This window comes from Sorangiineae bacterium MSr12523 (assembly GCA_037157775.1).
GTDB classification, from domain to species: Bacteria; Myxococcota_A; Polyangia; order Polyangiales; family Polyangiaceae; genus Pendulispora; species Pendulispora brunnea.
In genome coordinates, this window is the sequence record CP089982.1 from 9,844,399 (window position 1) to 9,865,005 (window position 20,607).

Below are 20,607 nucleotides of genomic sequence, written 5' to 3' on the forward strand. Positions count from 1 at the left end.
GGCTAGACGTCCCTCCTACCGCGAATGCGCGTGGCCTTCCCGCCGGAGCCGGAGAGACCTTCATAATTGCGCGTGATGAGATGCGCTTCGATTTGGTTGACCGTATCGAGCGCGACGCCAACCACGATCATGATCGAGGTGCCGCCCCATCGGAATGGGACGTGGAATGCCTCGCTGATGATCGTCGGGACGATGCACACCGCCGCCACGTAAAGCGAGCCACCGAAGGTGAGACGCGACATCACGTGGTCGATGTAGTCGGCGGTTTGCTTTCCCTGACGGATGCTAGGGATGAACGCCTGCTGCTTCTTCAGGTTGTCCGCCACGTCGACCGGCTGGAACGTGACCGCCGTGTAGAAGTAGCAGAAGAAGATGATCAGCCCGACGTAGAAGACGTTGAACACCCAGTCGCCGCGGGAGAGCGCGCCCTGGAGTTGCGCCATGCCGGGAACCTTGAAGTTCGCGAGCGTGGCCGGGAACATGAGCAGCGACGAGGCGAAGATCGGCGGAATGGTTCCCGCCGTGTTCACGCGCAGCGGCAGGTGCGCCGTCTGGCCGCCGTAGACACGCCGGCCTACGGTTCGTCGTGCATAGAAGATTGGGATGCGACGCTGGCCGCGCTCGAAGAACACGATGGTGGCCACCGTGGCGAGGATGACCGCGGTAACGGCCGCGAGGTTCAGCGGCTGGATGTTACCCTTGTTGGTCGCGAAGTACTGGAACAGGCCCGTCGGGATACCGTCGACGATGCCGGCGAAGATGATGAGCGAGATCCCGTTGCCGATGCCGCGCTCGGTGATCTGCTCGCCGACCCACATCATGAAGGCGGTGCCCGTCGTGAGCGTGATGATGCTCATGATGCGGAAGCCCCAACCCGCGTGAACCACCACGTCACCCACCCGAGCGCTGTCGGAGAGGTCCTGGTTGTTCAGAGCCTCGAGGCTCATCGCGATGCCGAAGGCCTGGACGACCGACAAGAGGATCGTCCCGTAGCGCGTGTACTGGTTGATCTTGCGCTGCCCTTGCTCACCCTCTTTTCGCAGCTCGTCGAGCGGCTTGAAGACCATGGTGAGAAGCTGCAGCACGATGCTCGCGCTGACGTACGGCATGATGCCGAGCGCGAAGATCGAGAGATTACCCAGCGCGCCACCGCTGAACATGTTGAACAGGCCGAGCAGACCGCCGCCTTGCTTGTTGACGACGGCCTGCATCACGTTCCGGTCGACGCCCGGGATCGTGACGAAGACACCGATCCGGTACACCGCGAGCATGACCAAGGTGAAGAGGAGCCGCTTGCGCAGCTCCGGGACCTTGCCGATGTTGGCGAAACCGGAAAAGAGAGCCATGTTCGGGTCTTTGCCTTTTAGGCAGACGCCGGAGTTTCGGCGCCGAGAACGATCGCCTTGCCCCCCGCCTGTTCGATCTTCGCCGCGGCGCTCTTGGAGAAGCGGTGCGCCGTCACGATGACCGACTTGGTGATCTCGCCATCGCCGAGGATCTTGATGCGGTCGACCGGGCCTTTGATGAGGCCGCGGTCGCGCAGCGCGGTCTCGTCGACCTTGGCGCCTGCCGCGAACACTTCCAGATCGCTGACGTTGATCTCCGCGGTCTTGACCGGGAACGGCGGGTTGAAGCCGCGCTTCGGCAAGCGGCGCGCGAGCGGGGTCTGGCCGCCCTCGAAGCCGTGCTTGATACCGTTGCGGGCGTACTGGCCCTTCTGACCGCGACCCGCGGTCTTGCCGAGGCCGGAGCCAACGCCGCGACCCTTGCGGGTCTTCGGGCGGCTCGCACCGACGGGCTTGATGAGCTTCGAAAGAGTGTCAGCCATCGACTTCCTCCACCGTCACGAGGTGAATCACCTTCTTGATCGCACCGCGGAACGACGGCGTGTTCTTCACCGTCACACTGGACCCCGGACCACGAAGGCCGAGACCCTTGAGCGTCAGACGCATCGTCTCTTCTTGACCGATGACGCTGCGGGTCTGAACGACCTTCAGATCTTTGAGAGCTGCCATGTCACGCCTCGCCGGCCACCGCCGCGGCGACGCTTGCCGTCGACTTGCGGTCGGCCTGGTAGATGTCGTTCACTTCTTTGCCGCGCTTGCGCGCGACCATCTCGGCGCTCTTGAGCGACTTGAGCGCCTTCACCGTGGCGCGCACGACGTTGTGCGGGTTCGCACTGCCGATGCACTTGGTGAGGATGTCGTGGATGCCCGCGCTCTCCACCACGGCGCGAACCGCGCCGCCGGCGATAACGCCCGTTCCGGCCGTGGCCGGGCGGAGGAAGACGCGACCGGCGCCGAAGTGACCGAGCACCTCGTGCGGGATGGTCACGCCCGTGAGGGGCACCTTGAAGATGTTCTTGCGGGCCTGGTCGTTCCCCTTGCGGATCGCTTCGGGAACTTCGTTCGCCTTGCCGAGGCCGACACCCACGTGACCCGATTCGTCTCCGACGACGACGAGCGCCGCGAAGGAGAACCGACGGCCGCCCTTGACGACCTTCGCCACGCGGTTGATGTGGATGATGCGCTCTTTGAGCTTGTCTTCGTCGATTTGATCGAAAGCCATGTTCGTATTCCCTGGAGCTTTAGAACTCGAGGCCACCCTCGCGGGCCCCGTCAGCGAGAGCGCGAACACGCCCGTGGTAAAGGTACCCGTTGCGGTCGAAGACGACCTTGGAGACACCCTTGGCGAGGAGAGCCTTGGCCACCGCCTGACCGACCCGCTTCGCGTCGTCGGTCTTGGTGCCATCGGCGCCCTTGAGGCTCTTGGCGAGGGTCGAGACGTGGGCAAGCGTGTTGCCCGTAGCGTCGTCGACGGCCTGCGCGTAGATGTGTTTCGCGCTGCGGAACACGGTGAGACGCGGACGCTCGGCGGTGCCGCTGATCTTTCGGCGGATACGGAGCTTGCGTCGCTCCCGCCCAACAATCTGCATGGCCATGATCAGTTCCTACTTTCCGCCCTTGGCGCCGGCCTTACCGGCCTTCTCGCGAACCTTCTCGCCCTGGTAACGAACGCCTTTGCCACCGTAAGGCTCCGGCGGGCGAAAGCCACGAATCTTCGCGGCCGTCTCGCCCATTTTTTCTTTGTCAGCGCCCGTCAGGATCACGAGGGTGCCCTTCGAGTCGCCGGGGATTTCCACCTTGATGCCGGCGGGAACCGGGAAGTTGACCGGGTGCGAGAAGCCAAGTGACAGGTTGAGAACCTGGCCCTTGAGCTCGGCGCGGTAACCGGTGCCGACCAGTTGCAGCGTCTTGGTGTAGCCAGTGCTCGAACCCACGACCATCGAGTTGATGAGCGCGCGGGCGAGGCCCTGGAAGCGGGCGCCGTCGCGGCCGGGGATGGTCGGCAGCACGGTGAGCGTCGTGCCTTCCACCTTGACCGAGACGTTGTCCGGCAGGCGACGGGCCAACGTGCCCTTGGGGCCTTTGACCTCGACGTTGCCATCCTTGAGGGTAACGGTGACGCCCTTGGGGAGCTCCACCGGGCGCTTGCCAATGCGGGACTGGCGCAGTCCTTCCACGGTGCCCGCGGGCACGGATGCTTGCTGAGTCATCACCAAACCTCGCAAAGGAGCTCGCCGCCTACGCGCTGCTTGCGCGCATCGCGGTCGGTCATAACGCCGCGGCTCGTGCTGAGAATGGACACGCCCAGGCCCGAGCGAACGCGCGGGATGCGGTCGTGCCGGACGTAGACACGGCGACCCGGAGACGAGACGCGACGGAGGCCGTCGATCGCGCTCTGACGGTCACGCCCGTAACGCAGGATGAGCGTCAGGGTGCGCGGACCCGTGGGGTCGTCGCTCTCGCTGACGCGAACGTCATCGAGGAAGCCCTCGGCCTTGAGCACCTGTCCGAGGTGTTCCTTGAGGCGCGAGTGCGGCAGCTCCACGCGGTCGTGCCGCGCGAGGGCGCCGTTGCGGATACGAGTAAGCATATCGGCGATCGGATCGGTCATCATGGGATCACCAGCTAGCCTTGATCACACCGGGGATTTCTCCGCGCAGAGCGAACAGGCGGAGGCATACACGGCAAAGTTCGAATTTGCGGTAGTAACCGCGAGCACGACCACACACCTTGCAGCGATTGCGGACGCGTACCGAGAACTTGGGGGCGCGATTGAGCTTCGCGAATTGAGACGCACGAGCCATTGGTCAGTCCTCGACTATGCTGCCCGGAAAGGCATGCCCAGGTGTTGGAGAAGGGCGCGCCCCTCTTCGTCGGTCTTGGCCGTCGTCACGAAGGAGATGTTGAGCCCCTTGATGACGTCGATCCGGTCGTAGTTGATTTCGGGGAAGATGATCTGCTCTTTGAGGCCGAGCGTGTAGTTCCCCTTGCCGTCGAACGCCTTGCGCGAGACGCCGCGGAAGTCACGGGTACGCGGGAGGCCGATCGTGATGAGGCGATCGATGAACTCCCACATGTGGCCGCGGCGGAGGGTCACCATCGCACCGATGGGGATGCCTGCGCGCAGCTTGAAGCTCGCAATGGCCTTGCGAGCGCGGGTCACGACCGGCTTCTGGCCGGTGATGGCGCGGAGCTCTTCGACGGCGGCGTCGACGATCTTCGGGTTCGTCACCGCGGCGCCGAGGCCCATGTTGATGACGACCTTCTCCAGGCGGGGGACCTGCATCGGGTTCTTGTAGTTGAACTGCTTCGTCAACGCCGGAACGATTTCCTTCGTGTACTTGGCAGCGAAGCGCGGCGCGACGGCTTCCGTCGTCGAAGCGACGTAGTCGGCGTTCGCCTCTGCGGCGGCAGCGGCGGAAGGCTTGCCCTTCTGCTCTTTCTTGTCTTTCTTGCTGGCCATCACTTCTTCTCCCGCTTCGGAGCAGCGATTTCCTCACCGCTCTTGGCGACGCGGATCTTGTTCCCCTTGTCGTCCGTCTTGAAATGCACCCGCGTCGGCTTGCCGGTGCTGGGGTCGACCAGCATCACGTTCGACGCGTGAATCGGTTGCTCGCGCTCGATGATCCCGCCGTTGGGATTGCGGGGCGTGGGGCGCGTGTGGCGGTGAACGAGGTTCACGCCTTCGACGACCACGCGGTTGTCTTCGCGGAGAATGCGGGCGATCTTGCCCTTCTTCCCCTTGTCTTTACCGGTGATGACAACGACCGTGTCGCCGGTGTGAAGCCGCGCCGCCATTACAAAACCTCCGGAGCGAGCGAGATGATCTTCATGAACTTCTTGCCGCGGAGCTCGCGGGCAACCGGTCCAAAGATACGGGTGCCGATCGGCTCGAACTGGGCGTTGATGAGAACAGCGCTGTTCTCGTCGAACTTGATGTAGCTGCCGTCGGGGCGCGACTGCTCGCGCTTGGTGCGGACGACGACGGCCTTGGCCGTGTCACCCTTCTTCACCTTCGTACCCGGGAGGGCTTCTTTGATGGAGACGACGATGATGTCTCCAACGCTGGCATAGCGACGGCGAGATCCGCCGAGCACCTTGATGCACTGGACTCGTTTGGCGCCGGAGTTATCGGCAACCTCCAGTATGGTTCGCATCTGAATCATGGCGATTTCCTCTTCCCGGCCTACTCTTCGACGAACTTCTTGACGAGGCGCACGACCTTGAAGCGCTTATCGCGCGAGATCGGGCGGTGTTCCTGAATTTCGACGAGGTCTCCGTTGCGGAATTCGTTCTTCTCGTCATGAGCCTTGTAGCGCTCGCGCTGGCGGATGTACTTGCCGTACAGCGGGTCGCGGCGAGAGATGACCACTTCCACGACGACGGTCTTGTCCATCTTGTCGCGGATGACGAAGCCGGTCATCTTGCGGCGGAATCCGTGCGCCGCGCGCTCGACGGCGAGCGTCGAATGCTTCGGCGCCGGAACGGCGTTGCTAGCGGGTTTCTCGGTAGCCATCGGTTAGCCTTCCTTCGTCGCGCGGGACTTGAGGACAGTGAGGACGCGCGCGAGGTCGCGGCGGGCTTTGGAGATGCTGCTCGTGTCGTCGAGCCGGTTGGTGAAGTTCTTCAGGCGATTCTGGAACAGATCCGCGCGGAGGCTCTTCTCGAGCTCCTTCAGATCCTCGAGCGAGCGCTCGTTCAAGTCTTTGGCCTTCAACATGATCAGAGCACTCCGCGGGCAAGGAACTTGTACGCGACGGGGAGCTTGTGACCGGCGAGGCGGAACGCTTCGCGGGCGGTCTTCTCGTCGACGCCGGAAATCTCGTACATCACGCGGCCGGGGAGCACGTCGGCTGCCCAAGCCTCGACGCCGCCTTTACCGCCACCCATTCGAACTTCGAGCGGCTTCTTGGTGACGGGACGGTCCGGGAAGATCCGGATCCAGAGCTTGCCAGCGCGCTTCACGTGGCGGGTGATCGCCATACGAGCGGCTTCGATCTGACGGGCCGTGAGGCGCCCCGGCTCGACGGCCTGCATGGCGAAGTCGCCAAAGCTCACGTCGGAACCGCGGTGGGCGACACCACGATTGTGGCCCTTCTGCATCTTTCGAAACTTGGTTCGCTTGGGGGAAAGCATGGTGCTCGCTCTCTACGCTAGGAAATGGGCCGGCGGACGCGGCGCTGAAGGACCTCGCCCTTGAAGATCCAGCACTTGATACCGATGATGCCGTACTTGGTGCGGGCTTCGGCGATGCCGAACTCGATGTCGGCGCGCAGGGTGTGAAGCGGAACGCGACCTTCACGGTACGTTTCCACGCGGCTCATCTCGCTGCCGCCGAGACGACCGGAGCAGCGGATACGGATGCCTTTGGCGCCGAACTTCATCGCCGTCGAAACGGCCTTCTTCATGGCGCGGCGGAAGGCAACGCGGCGTTCGAGCTGGGTGCCGACGTTCTCGGCCACGAGCTGCGCGCTGGTCTCCGCCTTGCGGATCTCCTGCACGTCGATGAACACTTCGTTGTCGGTGAAGGACTGAACACCGGCGAAGAGCGTCTCACCCTTGGCGGCGGTCTTGAGATTGCCGACCTTCAGGGTCTCGATGCCCTTGCCACCCTTGCCGATGACCATGCCGGGGCGGGCGGTGTAGACGATGACCTTCGCTTTGTTCGCGGCGCGCTCGACCTCGACGGACGCGATGTTCGCGTTCATCAAGTAGTCTTTGACGGCCCGCTTGATGCGGATGTCCTCGTGGAGCCACTTGGCGTACGACTTGTCCTCGAACCACTTCGAGTTCCAGGTCTTGATGACGCCGAGGCGGAAGCCGTACGGATGGACTTTCTGACCCATATTAAGCTCTCTCCCCGAGAATGACGGTGATGTGGCTCATACCTTTTTGAATGCGCGTGGCGCGACCCATCGCGCGGGGGCGCCAGCGACGCATGAACTTGTTGGGGGCTTTGTCGACGAAAGCGGTCTCGACGAAGAGCGCATCGACATCCACACCCGGCGCGCGGGTCCGCGCGTTGGCGACGGCACTCTCGATGACCTTCTTGAGCATCGGTGCCCCAGCCTTCTGGGTGAACTCGAGAAGCTGCAGCGCTTCTCCGGCCTGCCTGCCCCGAACGAGGTTCACGACGACTCGGGCCTTCCGCGGGGAGATCCGCGCGAAGCGGGCAATCGCTTTGCTAACCATGGTGGACCTTTCGAACGCCTTTCGAATCTGACTGACGGTACATAACGAGACAGCTGCCTTACGATTCCCGCGGTTGTTTCCCAGAAAGGGGAGCGGGCACTCCGGCTGGCTGCCACTGCGACGATTGCGAAACTGCTAGAAACTGGGTGCTTCGTCGTACCGCTTCGAGGCTCTTGCTTGTTCGAGCGACGGAAGCGGCCGTTACGACCGCGGAGACTACGAGAACCTTACCCCAGGGGGGCTTGGAGGCGCGTACTTTACGCGTGGCGCTGCTGTTGGCAAGGAAAAAACTGTGGGAGCCTACTTCCCGCTGCGCCGTGGGATGGAAGTCGGGCGCCGGCCAAAGGTCAAGGTGACGGTGAGCATACGATGCCCGAAGGCGTCGGGGCGAACCACGGAGCCGATCCCCACGTGGGTGAAGCGGCCGTCGAGCATGTTGGCCCGGTGACCGGGGCTGTCCATCAGCACACGGTGGGCCATTTCCGGCGAATCGCCTTGGGCGACGTTCTCGCCATAGAGCGGAAGGAGCAGCTTCGCGCGACGAAATCGCTCCTCGGTGGTACCGGTGGTCGGGGAGACATGCCCGAAAAAGCCGTGATCGCCCATGTCCTCCGAGTGCGAGCGGGCCAGCGCCGAGAGCTCCTCGTCCTCTATTAAGGAAGGGAGGTGAGCTTCCGCTCGCGCTTCGGCCAGCAAGGTCAGCATTCGCTGATCGGCCAGGGCGGGGGTGAGTGCCGTAGCGGACTCTTGGGATGTCGCGGGGGTGCGCGCCGGCGGATCGGGCTCGTGCACGTCGACGTACACGGGGAGGTTTGCCACGACGACCGGCCCGCTGCTCCCCTGTCCGAAGAGCTCGACGCGGTAGAGGCCCACGTCCGTGACGACGTAGTCCATGGCGAAGCTGCGACTGCGACTCTCGAAGGTGCGCACGGTGCCGTCAGGTCGGGTGATGGCGACCGTCGAGCGCGTGAAGCGATCGCCCACGACACCGCGCAGGTGAAGTGCCTCGTTGCGCGCGACCTGCTTGGGGACGGGATCGAGTTCGAGCTCGACGGGTCCAAACGCGATCGCGACGATGTCGCCGCCGCCACCTGCAGCAATGCGCGCGGTGCCGACGCCGTAGCGCGTGATGGGGAAGTTGCGCGGGACGGCTTCGAGCTGACGGCGCATTGCGCCCTCGATGAGCGCTTCCGTCACATTCGAGTCGCGAACGAAGACGAGCCACAGCGTGGGTCCGGCGTGACCAACTCGATGTGACATCGCGTCGAGCACCGAGCCATCGGCCGGCACCTCGTCGCGCGTTGCGACCCAGGTTGCAAGCTGCACCAATCGTCCATCCGCACGAAAGGTGTCGCCACGTTCGCTCAGCAGGCGCACCACGGTGCGATCGACGACGGCGGCCACGCCTTCGGGCTGCGGTGCCAGCAGCGGATCGCTGGCGTACGTGGAGTAACTCGGCGGGACGATCTCGTGCAGCTCCTCCGGCGCGCGCTGTGCAAGGCCCGAGGGAGATCGCGACGAGAACGAGGACCCAAACGAACTGCAGGCAGCCGAGAGCAAGCCTAGCGCTGCGAGACACGTGAGAACGGCGGGACGGAGACGATCCATGCCGATGTATCGGCCTTCAGGGCGATGTCGTTGCGTGCAGGCCGAAATTCTTAACCGAAGCAAGACGACCAATACAAGTTCGACGACATCGAACTAGCGCCTTCAACGAAATAACGAGAACAACGAGAACAACGAGAACAACGAGAGCAGGGAGGTTCGATGCTTTACACATTGCGTTGGATCGCGACCGGCATGGTGTGGCTGTTCCTCGGTTGTGCGTCATCCGTGCCCGATACCGCGTCCACGGCTTCTTCTTCACTCGAGGGCGTGGCGCCGGCGTCGCCTCCACCCACGATTCCTGCTTTGCAAGAATGGATTCCGGCATCGTCCGCGGGATATGCCCTTTCGTCGAAAAGCCGAATCGTGCTTCACGTTGACGATGCGGCGGATTTGGCCGAAACCGCCACGGTGTTCGCAAGCGATCTAGCCGATCTCACCACGATAAGCGCGGACGTCCTCCCCGGCACGAGCGCCAGCGTGCTCCCGAGCGATATTTTCCTGGAGCTCGACCCGAGCGATGCGCAGCTCGGAAACGAAGGTTATTCGCTGCAGGTGGGCCCTTCGATTCGGATTCGCGCGCACACTTCGACGGGCGCATTTTACGCCACACGCACGCTCCTCCAGTGGCTGCGCCAGACGCGCAACCTTGGAGCAGGCAGCGCGCGCGACTGGCCACGTTATCCGGAGCGGGGATTCATGGTGGACGTGGGGCGGAAGTATTTCTCCATGGATTGGCTGCGGACACACATCAAGGAGCTGGCGTACCTGAAGATGAACTATTTTCATCTTCATCTCTCCGAGACACAGGGTTTCCGCATCGAGAGTGCGACCCACCCGGAGGCCGTTTCAGCCGAGCACTACACGAAGAGCGAAATCCGGGAGCTCATCGACCTGGGCAAAAAGTACCATGTGCTCATCGTCCCGGAGATCGACATGCCGGGACACATGGGCGCCATTTTGGCATCCCACCCCGAGCTGCAGTTGAAGAACGCGCTCGGGATTCGGGATACGGATTTCATCGACCTATCGCTCGATGGCGCGTATGCGTTGATGAAGGACTTGATCACGGAGTACCTGCCGCTCTTCCCTGCCCCGTTTTGGCATTTGGGTGCGGATGAATATGTAAGTCTCTACGCGCTGTATCCGCAGCTTCAGGCGTACGCGCGCAGCCATTATGGCCCCAACGCCACCGGGCGGGACACGTATTATGGTTTCATCAACTGGGCCAACGACATCGTGCGTGCGGCAGGCAAGACGACGCGCATCTGGAACGATGGGATCCAGTCGCCGGGAAGCGACACGATTCGACCGAATCCAAACATCGTGATCGAATATTGGTTCAACCTGGGCCTTACGCCGCAGCAGCATTTGGACGCCGGGCACACGATCCTCAACGCGAGCTACACGCCAACGTATTACGTGTTGGGGATTCGGCACCCGAATGACGCGGACACGTACGAGTCGTGGCCGCCACCGCGGTTTCAAGGCGGACACACCGTGGCCGCGGACGAGCCGCGCCAGCGCGGGGCCAAGGCCCACGTGTGGTGCGACTTCGCCAACGCGGAAACGGAGCAGCAAATCGAGCAGGGCATCGTCCCACTTCTGCGCTCGATGGCGCAGCACACATGGGGTTCGCCGAAAATCGTGACTTCGTATTGCGACTTCAAAGGCATCATCGAAGCCACGGGCCGGGCGCCGTAGAGGCGCGTCAGAGTCCAGTGACCGGCGCAGGTCCGGGGCTATTTTCGGTCGTGCCGATGCCGAGTTGCCCAGAGCCGTTGTAGCCCCAGCATTTGATGCCGCCAGAGAGGACCGCGCAGGTGTGGAAGCCGCCCGCGGAGACGGTGACGACGCCCGGCCCGAGAGCGTAAACCCGGGAGGGGTACCAGCCCGGCACCGATGACGTCGAAGATCGACCCAGCCGGCCGTAGGCTGCTTCTCCCCAACACAGAGCGGCGCCGTCGTTCGTGGCTGTGCATGTGTGCTCGCCACCGGCCCAGACTCCCCTGGCGCCGCCGAAGTCGATGAAGGTGTCGACCGGCGTCAGCTTCGGGGGCCCCGGCTCTGCGCCGAGTTGCCCGGTGCTATTGTTTCCCCAGCAGAGGACATCTCCCGACAAAAGCGCGGCGCACGTGTGTTTGGCGCCTGCAGTTACCGAGGAGACGTACGATGAGCCCAAGACTTGGGCGGTGACGGGTCCGACGTGGGAGGTGGTGGAACCATCGCCGAGCTGACCGATGGAATTGTCGCCCCAGCATTGGACGGAGCCCTCCGACGTGAGCGCGCACGCATGGTGCCCTCCGACGGACACGGCCACCGCACCGGATTCCAAACCGGGGACGGTGACCGGAACCGAGCTATCAGGCCCTGGACTGCCCAGCGCACCATCGAAATTGGAGCCCCAGCACTTCACCGCGCCCGTTGAGGTGACCGCACAAGCGTGGGTCGTGCCCATCGACAGGTCCACCGTGCCCGATTCGAGGCCGCGAACGTCCACGGGGACGCGACTCCCGGGAAGGTTCGCCCCGTTGCCAAGGAGGCCACCAAGGTTCGAGCCCCAGCATTTCGCAGCCCCCGCGGCGGTGACGGCGCAGGAGGCGAACGCGCCCACGGAAACGCGCGCGATGGTCGCATCGATCCCGGTGACGCGCACAGGCACGAGGCTGTCCTCGTTGGTGCCGTTCCCGAGCGCACCATAGTAGTTGGAGCCCCAGCACGCGAGGTAGCCCGATGGCCCCACACCGCAGGAATGGTACGTTCCGGCGGAGACGAGCATGGGTTCGCAGACGCGATCCTGACGGATTTGCGCGGCGGTGCGGATCTGTTGGCGTCCGTCGGTGCACGTGACGTCGTAGGCACCGTCGTCGCGCCGGGTCATGCTTTGGATGTCTTCGACCAAGGGCGAACGGGCCACCGACGCTTGCTCGCGCGGGGCATCGTTCGGCGAGACGCAGCCGGTGGCTGCGGTGAAACACGAAAGGGCGACCCAATTCCAAGAAGTTCGTTTCATGGCTATTGGGGAAATACGTCGCCCAATGGCGAACCTTTCGTTCGCTACTCGACCGAAAAGTCGAAATACGTCTTTGGGAAAGGTTCGTCGCGTAGGGTGAAGTGCCACCACTCGGTCTTGATGCCCTTGAAGCCGTGCTTGTCCATCACGGCTTTGAGGAGGGCGCGATTGGCGCGTTGGGATGCATTGGGACGCGGATCGGCCGTGTTCGACCGAGGGTCGAAGAGATCGAACTCCGTACCGAAATCGAGACCGTCGATGGTGAGATCCACCGTGCTGCCGCGGGTATGGCCGGATTTCTCGGCGATGTAGCCATCACGGAACAAGTTGGATTTGTCGACCTGGGGATAAAACTCGGACTTCATTTTCAGGTCGTTGACGTCCTTGGCCCATTCGACGAAATGGTCGACCGCGCGCTGCGGACGATAGCAATCGTAGACCTTCAACGTGAGCCCCATGGGGCGCAGCTCCGCTTGCACATTGGCCAAGGCTTGGGCTGCGGGGCGCGTCAAAAGGCACTTCGGTGCGTTGTAGCCGCGCACGCGCGTGCCTAGGAAATTGTGCTCGCCGTGGTAACGCGCCTCGACGGCAATGGTTGGGTCGATTTCCGTGATGGAGACGAAGTTGCCTGACGGCTCGGGCGACTTCGTCTCTTGGGAATGCGTGCACGCAGCGAGCGCGATGAATATCGAGGAGGCGAGAAGGGGCTGTTTCATTCGACGATGAGGCGATCGCCGGGACCGCGACCGAAGGTCTCCGGATTGTACATCTCCTCGGCCTTCGGAGGAGGCACGACGTAGGTGCCCGGGGTGGTGGCGCGCGCCACGTACGTGTACGGATGCACGCCGTCCCACACCAAGGAGGCAAAGGCCTCCACCCGATTGTCGCGCATGTTTTCATGCTGCACCCAGTTGTGGGCCCAGAACCACATGGGGCCGTTGGTCGGGGCCTTGGGATCGCCGGGGACCGACTCCGTCACCGCCAGGGCCGCATTGAGCGGTTCGAGGCCCGCGGGGAGCGGATCCACCAGCGCCACATGGTAACGGCGCGCGGGGGTGACCATGGTCAAACGAATGCGAACGCGCGCGCCCGCCTTCACACGGACGGTGCCATCGGCGTCGCGCCGCACGTCGTCCGGCCGATCCACCGCCTCGTAGCTGCGCGATACGGTGAAACCATGGTCGGCGGGCGGCGGCTTCAGGTCGGCCGGCGCGTACGTCATGCCGATTCGGAAATAGAGACGCCCGGGACCGTCCTTGGCCAGCGTGATCTTCGACCCCGCGTCGAGCAGCCGCATGGGAATGTCCGTGTTCGCGCGATCGGTGGAGCGCCCGCGGAAAGCGTGCTCGCTGGCCAGCTTGTCACCTAGCCAGGCTCGCGCCACGAAGTCGGGCTTGGTGCCTTCGTAGGTGCGGAAGTACCGGTCGAGCGCAATCAGCACGAAGGCGTTTTCCTGCGTGCTCGACCAGTGGCCCGCCGTGCGATGCGCGAGAAGTCCTGTGACGATCTTGGCAATGAGATCGCTCTTCGGCTGGTCGGCGATGAGGCTCTCCAGGATGACGCCGTCGGCGCGCCGATCGGACGCAAGCAGCACGTGCGCACCGTCCTCGTACTGCGTGACGAAGTGGGCGGCGCCCGCGGTCTCGCTGACGCGGTTGCCCAGGTGCGTCCGAATGGCGGCCAGCTCCGCCTGCGAACCGGCATCGCCGGTGAGCACGCGCAGAAGCCACCCATCGGCTTCGATGGGCAATTTCGCCGCGCCGCCCGCCTCCGCCACGAGACGCCGCGCCGAGGCCCGATCCGTGTCGCCGAGGATATGCCGCGTGAACAGCGCATACGCCTTGATCGCGCGCCGTGCATCGACCGAATACCACGATGGGATGCGCCCATCGATGTCGCGCATGTACTTCTTCGCGCGCTCCAGCATGCTCGGGTCGACTTTGAACCCCTTGTCTTTGGCGCGCGCCATCGCGTGGGCGATGTGCACGCTCAGGAACGGCCAGCTCTCCAGGTGATTGCCCCAGAAGGACCAGCCGCCGTCGGGTTGTTGGAAGCGCCGTAGCTGCTCCGCGTCGGCTTGGACGCGCTCGATCAGCTTGTCCGGCGGCGGGAGATCCTTCGCCTGGAACGCCGCGAGGACGTCTTTCAGCGAGGCAATGGCAATGACCCGCGAGGCGATTTGCTCGTTGCACTCGAAGGGATAATTCACCAAATAGAGCACGGCGTCGGTCAATGCCTGCAGCGCGGTCGACGAGGTGGTGACCGACACGCCACCGTATTCCGTCACGATGCCGCTGGGCACCTTCACCGGCTGCGCGATGGCCCCTTCGTCGATCTGCCCGTAGGTCGCGAAGGCCTCCGTGGTCGCGGGCGTCCACACAGGCAGCTCGATCTGGCTCGCATCGGCCCAGCGTCCCGCCACCGCCCCCACCTGAAAGCGCGCCGTGCCCGCCCGGCGTGCATTGGCGGCCAGGCGCACCTCGACGCGATCGTTCGCCGGCACGGTGACGCGCTTGCCGGTGGCCGCCACGTCGGCATTCGCACCGCGCGCAGCCACGTCCACGGTCATCGCTTGGTCCGTCTGGTTCTGCACCACGATGGGCAGCTCGAAACGATCGCCGAAGTTGAGAAAGCGCGGCGCCGAGGGGCGCACCATCAGCGGCAGCCGCGCGGTCACCGCGGATTCGCCCGAGCCAAAGCGTGCAGCGCCTTCCGCCGCAATGGCCATGATGCGGTAGCGCGTCAGGCTATCGGGCAGCTTCACCTCGACGCTCGCGTGGCCCTTGGCATCGGTCATCACGCGCGGAACGAAGGCGGCCAGCGGCGTGAGGTTGGTGCGCAGGTGAATCGGGCCGCCCGAAGCTTCGCCGCCTGCGGCAGATTTCTCCATCGCCATGCCCGCGGGGGCCGACAGCATCGCCGGCGACGGAGCCATGGGAGGAGGAGGCGGCGCGGGGAATGCGCCCCGCCGCGCGGCGCCACCGACGGATTGGTGCATCGAGTCCTCCGCCACATTGGCCTCGGCGGCCGCGGTCGTCTTCGCAATGCGCACGTACTCGAGCAACGTCGCGGACTGCACACCGTTCGGACGCGACGCGTAGAACGTCCGCATGGGATCCGGCGTTTGGTAATTCGATAAGGCGAGCACGGCCTCGTCGACCACGACGACCGCCAATTGCGTATTCGCTGCGGGACGATCACCCGCATCGCGCACATCGAGCTCCACCACGGTGCGACCGCCCGGCTCGATCTTCGCTTCGCGCGGCTTCACGGTGATGGCCAGCTTGCGATCGCGCGGCGCAATCTTGAGCGGCACCGTTCCCGTCGCATAGGCGGGGCGCTTCGGCAGGCGTGTATCCACCTCCCCTGCCTCGTTTTTGCGCGGCGCGAGGCCGGTGACTTGCACGCTGACCTGCGCATTGGGGAGCCAGGTGGGCTCGATGGGAATGCGCACCGTCGTGCTCGACTTGACCATCTTCACGCGCTGCAGATGCACGATGCCTTGGCGCCCCACGGTGACCACGGCCTCGCCCGGAAAGGGCGACATGACCAACAATTCCGCGGTCTCGCCGACTTGGTATTCCTCTTTGTCCGCGATGACGGTGAGCGCATCCTCGGGCATGCGCGCATCGGAGGGCATGTCTTCGCCGGAGACCCAAAGCAGCATTTCGCTCTGGTTCTTGCGCCCCTGATCGTCGGTCACCCATGCGGTAACGCGGTAGCGGCCTCCCGCCATGGTCGGCAGGTTGCAATGCACGGCATCGTCCCCGGAGGTTACCTCGCAGGTGCGCACGTCCTTGTCGACGTCGCGGAACTCCGTCCCTTGTTGCTCCCAATCGAGCCGCGCACTCGACACCGTGACCTTGCGCCCGCGCAGTGCGTGCCCATCGATGTCCGTGGCAATCGTGGCCACATCGATGACTTCGCCCGCGCGCACGAACGCGCGCGCACGGCGAATCCCCACGTAGACCGAGCCGGGGTGCACCAGAATATTCGAGCTCGAGGCGAACGTCTGCCGATTGACGTCTTGCAGCCGCGCCTCGACGTGCAGGTTCATCGGATACGCGGGCTCCCTGGCCTCGAAGTCGATGCGAAGCCGATGCTTGCCCTGGCCATCGGTGACGGACCTCCAGCTCTCCGAGACCGAGTCCCCATGGTGCGGCCCAAAGGAGTGTCCGCGCATTCCAAACGATTCGAAGAGGTCCGGCTGCTTGCCAAAGACGTAGTCACTGCGGTTCGGCGGGGTGTAGACGGCTTGGTCGCGCGTCACCGTCCAGTTCACCTCCGTGTTGGGCAGGCCGCCGCCCGCGTAATAGGCGGCGGTCATCGTGGTGACGGCGTGGTCGCCGACCAGGTGCGGGCCCTCCGTCGTTTCCGTGGTGACCTCGAACTCTGGACGGCGGAACTCCTCGATCGAGAAGCCATGCACCGCGTCGGATTCGCCGAGGGACGTCGCACCGAACAAATGCAGATTCACCCGCGAGTGCCCCAAGTTGGCCGTATCGGGAATCTTGAACGCGAGATCGAACGACCCCGTCTTGTCGACCTCCACGAGACCTTTGATGAACTCGTTCCCGCGTGCGTCGGCCGCACCCCAGCGAATCTTCGCGGCGCCGTCGACCAGGCCGATGTCACCGCCCTTCTTCGTGCCGGAGCGCCGGATCCAGCCTTTGACGCGGACCTCCTCGCCGGGCTTGTACATTTTGCGATCGTCGAAGACGAACCACCGAACTTCGTCTTTGATCTCGGGCCGCGTGCTGACGGCTCCCTGCCACGACGGCATCAAGGACAAGAATGCGACGTCATTTCCCTTGCGCGCAATCACGGCGGCTTCGTTCCCCAGCGGCTGCCGCGCGATACCGTCGGCGCCTGTCTTCGAGGTCGAGGCAGCCCCCTGCACGTCGATGCCCGCGAGCCCGGCACCCGTGGAGAGCTCGCTGACGAAGGTCACCAGCTCCTCGGCGTCGCGGAAGGTGCTCAAGGCCATGCGTGTAACCTGCACCCAACTTCGGAACGGCATGCTGAATCGATCCTTCGGTGCCGGAGGTCCGCCGCTTGCGGCGGCCGACTTTCCCGTCAGAGTCGTGGGCTCCACCAGCACGATGACGTGGCCCAAGCCACCCTTGAGGGCGGGCGCGAGATCGATGTTCGTTTCGGTGAGCTCGTCGGGATTGTTGGCCGGGCTCACCGTGCGCTTGGACACGAGCTCCCCGGGCGGCGGGCCCGGCGAGCGCTCACGGTAGGCTTTGCCGATCCAGGCCGTGTACTTGGACCAGTCCTGCGGCGTGACCGCGTAGAGGCTCACCGAAAGGGAGGGCTGGTTGACGCTGTAGACCGGCAGCTTCGTGCCCTCCGCGGCGTCGAGGACGGTCATTTCGCGATCGGCGCGAAACAATTCCGGCTCGCTGCGTTCGGTGGTGAACGACACGCTTTCCTCGCGGCCAAGCGATTGCCCGAATTCATCGCGAAGAGCGCTGCCGACGGTCACTTTGTATTTCGTTTTGCCCCGCGTGCGACCGGAAATGGAGATGCTCTGGTATTGCGCCACCACCTTCATTTGCGGAATCGGCGGCTCGACGCGGACCAGGTTCTTGTCGAATGCCGCGAGATCGAGCTGGTTCGAAAAATTGATTTCGAATGGCATGCGCGGCCGACACGTTTGCCCCCACCCGCATTGGTGCCCGGTGATGCGAAGCGGGCCATGCGTCTCGAAGGTGAAGGATTGATCGGCGGTGGTCTTCTTCGGGCCCTCGCGCGAGGGTGTGCCGGCGCGCACGTGGACGGTCAAATGCGCGCCGGGCGAGAGCGGCTCGTCGGGGCGAACGGCAAGCCAGCGCCCGGGCATGGAGTCTTTGATGCGCTGCCCGAGCTCGCGCTCCGCTTCCACTTCTTCCGCGGTCGCGAGGTGGAGCTTCACAGGCCGCGCATTTCCCGTGACCTCGAGGTTCTTGAGCACGGCCGCCGGGTCGACGGATTGGTCGAAGGCGAGAAAGAGAATCGGGTCGAACCGAACCGGGGTATGCGGCTCCGGATACGAGGCCACGAGCTTCGGCGGCGGGGTCGCAAAGCGCCAGCGCTCCGACATGGAGGGGACCTCCACCTCGTAATCGGTGGCCATCGGAAAGCGCTCTGCGTTGAAAGTCGCCGTCGGCGAGCCGCCGAGCTCCGAATTGGGCTCGAAGAGCAGCGTTTGCGTGCCCACCCAGCGCCATTGGCCCGGCGGCTGCGGGGTGAGACGAACCGGCACCTGCTGCGCCGCGAGATCGCCATGCGACGTGACGGCCACCATGGGCTTCGAAAACGTGACCGAGAGATGCCGCGCCAGCTCGACGGCACCGTCGGGTTGATGCCGGAGCACGCGGGCCGGGCCCGACGCGGCCTGCGGCGGTGGCTGCGAAGAGGCGGGCGGAGGAAAGGCCTCCTGCACGGTCTTGCCGGTGCGCGGTGCGGGCATGCTGCCGGCGCGAAGGGCAAAGTCCTTTTCATCGCCGGGTAGCGGCGCCAACTTCGGGAGGCGGTCGAGCACCTTGCGCGTGTCGGTCGCCGAGAGAGGCTGGGAAGGCGCGGGTGGCGTGGGCGTGCGGTCCTCCCCGGCCTCGGCGTTGCTCAATCGAAAACCGACACCCGATTTGGAGACTTTCCACATGGGCGATCCTCCCCCGTCTTTCTTGGCAATGGGCGAAACGGGAACCTTGGACTCACCGGGACAACCAAGCGCGCAGAGCGCAAGAAGCAGCAAGAACGCAAGCCGAACGTACATGTACGAATCCTCGTTTCGAGGAAACGTTTTACGCTAGGCGACCTTACAGCTCACCCGATTTATTCGAACTTGAGGCACTCCGGCTTGATGTGCCGGATGCCCTGTGCATCCTCGTAATAGGGCGGATTGCACGAGCGCCCATCGTCGGCACGAATGGTGTTCGGGGCTTTGGCGGCCCGCGTGCTCGGCGGAGGTTTGGCCGAAGCGCGCGCGGACGTGACGGGCGGCGTGCTCGCCTCCGCTGAGACCGGCGGTGGCGACGGCGGAGCCACGACACCGGTGGGCACGGACGATGCGGCCGCGCTGGGCACCACGGTGACCGGATCGGCCGACGGCGGCGTGCTCGCCTCCTTCGGCCGGGCGCCAAAAGAAGCCATGCCCAGCGCCACCGCGACGGCGCCGCTCACGATGGCGAGGCCCCAGGCCCATTTCAGTCGGGACGCGGCCTTCGCTTCACGCGACGAGGGTGTGCCGAGTTCTTGCGAATACGAGACGGCTTTGCGCCCCAAATCGGTAATCGTATTCTGCTCGGTGATCTCCGACCTCGCCCCGGGTGCGATCGGCAATGGGAGTGACCCGGCGGGCGCAGATACCGCCGGCGCCGGTGCCGAGGGGATCTCCTTCGGTGCGCGGGGCGTGGAGGGGCGCTCGACCATCGCGGATCTCTCGATGGCCGAAACGGCCTGCGCGCGCCATGCGATGGCACTGGCGGCAATGCGCTGCATCCATTGACTCACCTCGCGCGCGAGCGCGGGCACCATCGCCGACTCGAGGGCCACGGCCATGTCGTGCGCCGATTCGAAGCGAAGCGACGGATCGCGCTGGAGTCCGCGGAGGACGATCTCGTCGACCTCCGGTGGGACGTGCCGCGCGATGAGGCTCGGCTTGTGCACGACGCCGGAAAGCACTTGCGCGAGCGTCGCCGCATCGTTGCTGCCGGTAAAGAGCGGGTCGCCGGTCAGCATTTCCCAAAGGACGACGGACAGCGCGTACACGTCGGTGCGTGCCGAAATGGGATCGTTGAACACCTGCTCGGGCGACATGTAGCGCAGCTTGCCCTTGAGTTGCCCTTGCTGCGTCGTATCGACACTGGTGCGCGCCTTGGCAATGCCGAAGTCCAGCACGCGTGCCATTCCATCGACGCCGACGAGGATGTTCTGCGGCGACACGTCCCGATGGACGATGAACAGCGGGTGCAACGCCTCGTCGGTCGCGGTGTGTGCGGCGTGCAGGCCGTAGAGCGCATCGGCCGCAATGCGCAAAGCCACGCCCACCGGAATGCGCTCCCCCGAATTGCGACAGGCGCGCTGGAGCTCGGCAAGCGATTGCCCGGGTACGTACTCCATGACGAGCAAGAGCTCGTCTCGTTCGGCCACCGTATCGAGGGTGGCGACCACATTGGGGTGGCGAATGCGCGCGGCCAGGTGCGCTTCTTCGACGAACCTCGAGGAAAATTGAGGAATTTTGGCGTAATGAGGATGGAGGCGTTTGATGGCCACCGTACGCACGAACCCCGCGTCCCCGACCAAACGGCCAAAATACACGGTCGCCATGCCGCCGGACGCGATCTCGCCATACATCTCGTACCGCCCAATGCGGTGTTCGACGCGCGCTACGTTTCGCGGGTCGGCAACGGCCATGCTTCCGTTCTTTAGCGCACTTGGGGGCCGACGTCCCGCGAGGTACGCCGA

General features: G+C 64.5%; 22 protein-coding genes. 1 reads left to right on the forward strand and 21 read right to left on the reverse strand.

What is annotated here, in order from left to right; genetic code table 11:
- Nucleotides 1–2: 2 nt before the first annotated feature.
- The 17 genes from secY to LZC95_38590 form a co-directional block, all read right to left on the reverse strand.
- The gene (secY, locus tag LZC95_38510) at nt 3–1,346 is read right to left on the reverse strand and encodes a preprotein translocase subunit SecY (protein ID WXA92337.1); all 1,344 of its coding nucleotides are present in this window, start codon (nt 1,344–1,346) and stop codon (nt 3–5) included.
- Between the two features lie 17 nt (nt 1,347–1,363).
- The gene (gene rplO, locus LZC95_38515; GenBank protein WXA92338.1) at nt 1,364–1,828 is read right to left on the reverse strand and encodes a 50S ribosomal protein L15; all 465 of its coding nucleotides are present in this window, start codon (nt 1,826–1,828) and stop codon (nt 1,364–1,366) included.
- Nucleotides 1,821–2,015, reverse strand: a complete 195-nt coding sequence (rpmD, locus tag LZC95_38520; protein ID WXA92339.1) for a 50S ribosomal protein L30 — start codon at nt 2,013–2,015, stop codon at nt 1,821–1,823. The genes rplO and rpmD overlap by 8 nt, the downstream gene beginning before the upstream one ends.
- Before the next feature lies 1 nt (nt 2,016).
- Entirely contained in the window at nt 2,017–2,568 is a 552-nt protein-coding gene (rpsE, locus tag LZC95_38525; protein ID WXA92340.1) for a 30S ribosomal protein S5, read from the reverse strand.
- Between the two features lie 19 nt (nt 2,569–2,587).
- Nucleotides 2,588–2,941: a 50S ribosomal protein L18 gene (rplR, locus tag LZC95_38530; protein WXA92341.1), complete on the reverse strand. Its 354-nt coding sequence runs from the start codon at nt 2,939–2,941 to the stop codon at nt 2,588–2,590.
- 9 nt (nt 2,942–2,950) lie between these two features.
- Nucleotides 2,951–3,556, reverse strand: a complete 606-nt coding sequence (gene rplF / locus LZC95_38535; GenBank protein WXA92342.1) for a 50S ribosomal protein L6 — start codon at nt 3,554–3,556, stop codon at nt 2,951–2,953.
- The gene (rpsH, locus tag LZC95_38540; protein ID WXA92343.1) at nt 3,556–3,960 is read right to left on the reverse strand and encodes a 30S ribosomal protein S8; all 405 of its coding nucleotides are present in this window, start codon (nt 3,958–3,960) and stop codon (nt 3,556–3,558) included. Before rpsH ends, rplF begins: the two co-directional genes overlap by 1 nt.
- A gap of 4 nt (nt 3,961–3,964) precedes the next feature.
- Complete coding sequence (locus tag LZC95_38545; protein WXA92344.1) at nt 3,965–4,150, reverse strand: type Z 30S ribosomal protein S14; 186 nt, start codon at nt 4,148–4,150, stop codon at nt 3,965–3,967.
- A gap of 14 nt (nt 4,151–4,164) precedes the next feature.
- Nucleotides 4,165–4,809 (reverse strand): 50S ribosomal protein L5, encoded by a 645-nt coding sequence (gene rplE / locus LZC95_38550; protein WXA92345.1) that lies wholly within the window; start codon nt 4,807–4,809, stop codon nt 4,165–4,167.
- Complete coding sequence (gene rplX / locus LZC95_38555; protein WXA92346.1) at nt 4,809–5,144, reverse strand: 50S ribosomal protein L24; 336 nt, start codon at nt 5,142–5,144, stop codon at nt 4,809–4,811. The genes rplE and rplX overlap by 1 nt, the downstream gene beginning before the upstream one ends.
- Complete coding sequence (rplN, locus tag LZC95_38560; GenBank protein ID WXA92347.1) at nt 5,144–5,512, reverse strand: 50S ribosomal protein L14; 369 nt, start codon at nt 5,510–5,512, stop codon at nt 5,144–5,146. Before rplN ends, rplX begins: the two co-directional genes overlap by 1 nt.
- 20 nt (nt 5,513–5,532) lie before the next feature.
- Nucleotides 5,533–5,862 carry a 30S ribosomal protein S17 gene (gene rpsQ / locus LZC95_38565; protein WXA92348.1) on the reverse strand — a complete coding sequence of 110 codons (330 nt, stop codon included), beginning with the start codon at nt 5,860–5,862 and terminating at the stop codon, nt 5,533–5,535.
- 3 nt (nt 5,863–5,865) lie between these two features.
- The gene (gene rpmC, locus LZC95_38570) at nt 5,866–6,063 is read right to left on the reverse strand and encodes a 50S ribosomal protein L29 (protein ID WXB00253.1); all 198 of its coding nucleotides are present in this window, start codon (nt 6,061–6,063) and stop codon (nt 5,866–5,868) included.
- Between the two features lie 5 nt (nt 6,064–6,068).
- Complete coding sequence (gene rplP, locus LZC95_38575) at nt 6,069–6,482, reverse strand: 50S ribosomal protein L16 (protein WXA92349.1); 414 nt, start codon at nt 6,480–6,482, stop codon at nt 6,069–6,071.
- A 17-nt stretch (nt 6,483–6,499) separates the two neighbouring features.
- Entirely contained in the window at nt 6,500–7,192 is a 693-nt protein-coding gene (gene rpsC, locus LZC95_38580) for a 30S ribosomal protein S3 (protein WXA92350.1), read from the reverse strand.
- A 1-nt stretch (nt 7,193) separates the two neighbouring features.
- Nucleotides 7,194–7,538 (reverse strand): 50S ribosomal protein L22, encoded by a 345-nt coding sequence (rplV, locus tag LZC95_38585; protein WXA92351.1) that lies wholly within the window; start codon nt 7,536–7,538, stop codon nt 7,194–7,196.
- A 300-nt stretch (nt 7,539–7,838) separates the two neighbouring features.
- Nucleotides 7,839–9,146, reverse strand: coding sequence for a CAP domain-containing protein (locus LZC95_38590; protein WXA92352.1), 1,308 nt, complete (start codon nt 9,144–9,146; stop codon nt 7,839–7,841).
- A gap of 159 nt (nt 9,147–9,305) precedes the next feature.
- Here LZC95_38590 and LZC95_38595 point away from each other — a divergent pair, with 159 nt between their 5' ends.
- A complete protein-coding gene (locus LZC95_38595) occupies nt 9,306–10,847 on the forward strand; it encodes a family 20 glycosylhydrolase (protein ID WXA92353.1) in 1,542 nt (513 codons plus the stop codon).
- A gap of 7 nt (nt 10,848–10,854) precedes the next feature.
- Here the strand turns inward: LZC95_38595 and LZC95_38600 are convergent, their stop codons facing one another.
- The 4 genes from LZC95_38600 to LZC95_38615 are packed head-to-tail and all read right to left on the reverse strand — an operon-like array spanning nt 10,855 to nt 20,556.
- On the reverse strand, nt 10,855–12,156 hold the full coding sequence (locus LZC95_38600) for a hypothetical protein (GenBank protein WXA92354.1): 1,302 nt from the start codon (nt 12,154–12,156) through the stop codon (nt 10,855–10,857).
- Between the two features lie 44 nt (nt 12,157–12,200).
- Complete coding sequence (locus LZC95_38605) at nt 12,201–12,872, reverse strand: M15 family metallopeptidase (protein ID WXA92355.1); 672 nt, start codon at nt 12,870–12,872, stop codon at nt 12,201–12,203.
- Nucleotides 12,869–18,916: an MG2 domain-containing protein gene (locus tag LZC95_38610; GenBank protein ID WXA92356.1), complete on the reverse strand. Its 6,048-nt coding sequence runs from the start codon at nt 18,914–18,916 to the stop codon at nt 12,869–12,871. The genes LZC95_38605 and LZC95_38610 overlap by 4 nt, the downstream gene beginning before the upstream one ends.
- Nucleotides 18,917–18,975: 59 nt before the next feature.
- Nucleotides 18,976–20,556: a serine/threonine protein kinase gene (locus tag LZC95_38615; protein ID WXA92357.1), complete on the reverse strand. Its 1,581-nt coding sequence runs from the start codon at nt 20,554–20,556 to the stop codon at nt 18,976–18,978.
- Nucleotides 20,557–20,607: the final 51 nt, after the last annotated feature.